The sequence below is a fragment of the Lactobacillus nasalidis genome, from assembly GCF_016587775.1.
Taxonomy (GTDB): domain Bacteria; phylum Bacillota; class Bacilli; order Lactobacillales; family Lactobacillaceae; genus Lactobacillus; species Lactobacillus nasalidis.
On record NZ_BOCG01000099.1, the window covers coordinates 1 to 3955 of the forward strand.

4 protein-coding genes are annotated in these 3955 nt (G+C 52.4%); 2 read left to right on the forward strand and 2 right to left on the reverse strand.

All coding sequences use genetic code 11. The features are described from left to right. Nucleotides 1–665: NAD(P)-dependent oxidoreductase (locus lacNas_RS01295; RefSeq protein ID WP_280515422.1), on the forward strand; the 665-nt coding region annotated here is incomplete at its 5' end. Between the two features lie 66 nt (nucleotides 666–731). On the opposite strand, the gene fakB is transcribed toward lacNas_RS01295, so the two are convergent. Beyond that, nucleotides 732–1613 (reverse strand): DegV family protein, encoded by an 882-nt coding sequence (gene fakB, locus lacNas_RS01300; protein WP_201331591.1) that lies wholly within the window; start codon nucleotides 1611–1613, stop codon nucleotides 732–734. Between the two features lie 181 nt (nucleotides 1614–1794). On the opposite strand from fakB, the gene lacNas_RS01305 reads away from it, so the two are divergent. Continuing rightward, a complete protein-coding gene (locus tag lacNas_RS01305; RefSeq protein ID WP_201331592.1) occupies nucleotides 1795–3486 on the forward strand; it encodes an Rqc2 family fibronectin-binding protein in 1692 nt (563 codons plus the stop codon). 85 nt (nucleotides 3487–3571) lie between these two features. On the opposite strand, the gene lacNas_RS01310 is transcribed toward lacNas_RS01305, so the two are convergent. Next, a partial coding sequence (locus lacNas_RS01310) for a DUF711 family protein (RefSeq protein WP_201346520.1) occupies nucleotides 3572–3955 on the reverse strand: 384 nt, incomplete at its 5' end.

Consider the following 3955-nt stretch of genomic DNA (forward strand, 5'->3'; position numbering starts at 1 on the left):
CGGCTTGGCGCCTGTCAGAGCAGATCAAGCGGGCCGACACCATTGCCGACGCCGTCAAGGATGCCGACTTCGTGACCGTGCACGTGCCAAAGAACGAAGAAACGACCGGCTTGATTGCTGACGCCAAGATCGCGCAGATGAAGCCGAACACCATCCTGCTCAACTACTCGCGTCTGGGGATCGTCGACAACAAGGCCGTCGTCGAAGCCCTGGCTGAAAACCGCCTGGGCAAGTACTACACCGACTTCAGCGACGCCACCATCCTGCACAATGACAAGATCGTCATCATGCCCCACATCGGCGGGTCAACCATTGAAGCCGAAATCAACTGCGCCCGGATGGCTGCCCGGGAAACGATCGAATTTTTGGAAACGGGGAACATCACCAACTCGGTCAACCTGCCAAACGTTTCAGCCCCGTTTGAAAGCGACCACCGGATCACTTTGATCCACGAAAACATCCCGAACATGATCGGGCAAATCTCAACCTACCTGGCCAACCAGGGCATCAACATCGAAAACCTGGTCAACAAGGCCAAGGGCAAGTACGCCTACACCATGGTCGACATTGACGAGATCGACCAGGCCAAGCAGCAGGAGCTGGTGGCCAACCTGGAAAAGATTCCAGCCGTCACCCGCGTCAGAATCCTGACCCGGAAGAAATAATCGCAAATTTTGGATAAAAAACAGCGCCGGCAGTAAACTCTGCTGGCGCTGTTTTGCTTATTAAACTTAAAATTCCATCTGTTCAACGTCGATCATCCAGGTGATCCCGATTGACTTTTCACCCAGGTAAGCCGCGATCACCGGGCTGAATTCATCAGTTTCAAAAACGGCCTTTGGCACTTCGGCCTTGAAGAAGTCGGTGACCTCTTGGGCTTGAGCGGCATCGTTTGACTGAATGATCAAGATGCGCAGCTTGTCTTCAGGAATGTCCAGGGCCTTGATCGCCTCCAGTGATTCCTGTTCGATCTTCTTGACGGCCCGCTTCATGGAGCGCACCTTGTCATAAGCCACGATCTTGGCTTCATCGTTAAAAGTCAGCAAAGGCTTGATGTTCAGAAGTGAGCCAATGAAGGCACTGGCATTGCTCAAGCGCCCGCCCCGGCTCAAGTTGTTCAGGTCGTCAACAATGAAGCGTTCATCAATCGTTGAGCGGATTTCCGTCAGCTTGGCGATGATTTCCTCCGGGGTGTAGCTGCCCTTTTCGATCATCTTGGCCGCTGCCAGGACCTGGTAGCCCTGCAGGCGGATCGTGATTTGCGAGTCAAATGGGAACAAGTGATAGTCTGGATTGCTTTGAGCGATTCCCATCAAAGTATTGTATGAACCGGAAATCCCACTGGAAAGGCACAGGTAGATGATTGCCTCGTACCCTTCGCTTTTCAGCCGGTCAAAAGCAGTGATCAGGTCCCCCATCTTCGGCTGGGAAGTGGTTGGGAAGCCGGCACCGTTGCGCTGCGTTTCAAAAAGTTCTTCGGAAGTGATGTCAACTCCCTCCAGGTATTCCTTACCATCAATGTAAATCGGGATCGGAATCACGTTGATATTATACTTTTCAATTTCAGCCGCGGAAAAATTGGCCGTGCTGTCGGTAACTAGTGCGATCTTCATGTTAATCCTTCCGTACTCAAAATATCAGTAAGAAAATTATAGCATATTTGAACTCGCTAAACTAGCAGAAACTTGATCATCTGTGTTTGCGTATAGATAATGCAAGATCCTAGACCGGAAAAATATTTTTATGTTAAAATATTAAGTCGAATAATTTTTTATCACAAACGAGGTGTGCGCAATGGCTTTTGACGGCTTATTCATTCATAGCCTGCTTAACGAATTAAGAGACGAGATTACCGGCGGCCGGCTCTCCAAGATCTACCAGCCCTTCAATCATGACCTGGTGCTGGTCTTCAGAAAAGAACGCAAGAACAAGCAGCTGCTGGTCTCAGCCAATCCTGAATACCCGCGCCTTTACCTGAGCAAGGAGTCCTTCTCCAATCCCAACGTGGCCCCGCTCTTTGTAATGGTGCTGCGCAAGTACCTGGAAGGGTCAGTCCTGCAGGAGATCAATCAAGTCGGCCTCAGCCGGATCGTCAACTTCTCCTTCAGCAACCGCAATGAACTTGGCGACGAGATGGAGCTGGTCCTGTCAGTTGAACTGATGGGCCGGCACAGCAATGTCATCCTCTATGACAAGCAAAGCGGCAAGATCATCGACCTGCTCAAACGAATCAACCCCGATGAAAACCGGGCCCGGCTGCTTTTGCCCAAGGCCAAGTACGAACTGCCCCCGTTGACGCCCGGAATCAACGGTTTCACTTTGACGGAAGAAGAATTTGCTTCTTTGAAAAAGGACTGCCCGGACCCAGCCGACCTGGCCAAGCAGATGGACGGCTTGGACGGCGACGACCGGCAGGAATTGACTGGCTACTTGGAAGACGACTATTCCTTCTCTTCTTTGAAGACCTTTTACGACCAGTTTTCTTCGCCTAAGGCCTATGTCCTGCTGACGCCCAAGCACAAGCGGCGGATCTACCCTTACCTGCCCTACCACCTGGACATGACCAAGGAGAGCTCCTCCAGCAATTTGAACGAAGCCTTGGACGAGTTCTACGCCTACCAGGCCAACCGGGACTGGGTCAAGCAGCGGTCCCAGCAAGTCACCAAGGTCGTCAACAATGAGACCAAAAAGCTGCAAAAAAAGCTCAAAAAGCTGCAAAAGCAGCTCGACAGTGCTGAAAATTCCGAAAACCTCCGCATCAGCGGGGAACTTCTGACGGCCTACTTGAGCCAGGTCAAGGCAGGCATGGAAAAGATCGACCTGCCCAATTACTACGAAGGCAACCAGCCGATGACCATCAAGCTCGATCCGGCCCTCTCCCCCCAGCGCAATGCTCAAAAGTACTTCAAGCGCTACAAGAAGATGCGGGATTCGATCAAGCACGTGAGCGAGCAAATTGAGATTACGGAAGAAAATCTCCGTTATCTTGATTCAGTCCAAACAGAAATTGACAATGCCGATCCAGAAGACGTTGAGGCCATCAAAGAAGAATTGATCAACCAAGGCTACCTGCGGGCTGAACAGAAGAAGCGCCGGAAGCCGAAATTGACCGAAAAGAGCCTGAACAAGTTCCAGCTCAGCTCCGGCAAAACCGTCCTGGTCGGCAAGAACAACCTGCAGAACGACTGGCTGACCTTGAAAAAGGCCGACAAGAACCACTACTGGTTCCACGTCAAGAACATCCCCGGCTCTCACGTCATCTTGACCGACAGCCAGCCAAGTGACAGCGACATCCAGGAAAGCGCCGAAATCGCCGCTTACTTCTCCAAGGCCAAGAACTCAGCCCACGTGCCGGTCGACTATATCCAGGTCAAGCGGATCAAGAAGCCTAACGGGGCCAAACCGGGCTTTGTCATCTACACCGGCCAGAGGTCCATCGAAGTCACTCCGGAAGCTGACGAGATTCTGGCCAAACGCGTCAACTAATTCCAGCTCTTGAGCCAACAGGCAATAAAATAACCACATCAGTTAACTGCTGATGTGGTTATTTTTTTGAAAAAGCAAATGCCGGCTAGTTCTTAAAGCTGTGCACTGGCGCCGGAATCCGGCCGCCGCGGTTGATCATGGCCGCGCTTGATTCCTTGTGCACGGGCATGATCGGCGCGTAGCCGAACAGGCCGCCGAATTCGATGGAGTCGCCAACGTCCTTGCCAGGAACCGGAATTACCCGGACCGCCGTGGTCTTGTTGTTGATCATCCCGATCGCCGCTTCATCGGCAATCATAGCGCTGATCGTTTCTGCCGGCGTGTCGCCTGGTACGGCAATCATGTCCAGGCCGACAGAGCAGACCGCGGTCATGGCTTCCAGTTTGTCGACCGTCAGAATCCCCTTCTCGGCGGCCGCGATCATCCCGGCATCTTCTGATTCAGGGATAAAGGCCCCAGACAAGCCACC

Excerpts from the sequence above, each read along its gene's own strand:
- fakB (WP_201331591.1), bottom strand. The coding sequence starts at position 1,613 with ATGAAGATCGCACTAGTTACCGACAGCACGGCCAATTTTTCCGCGGCT.
- lacNas_RS01305 (WP_201331592.1), top strand. The coding sequence starts at position 1,795 with ATGGCTTTTGACGGCTTATTCATTCATAGCCTGCTTAACGAATTAAGA.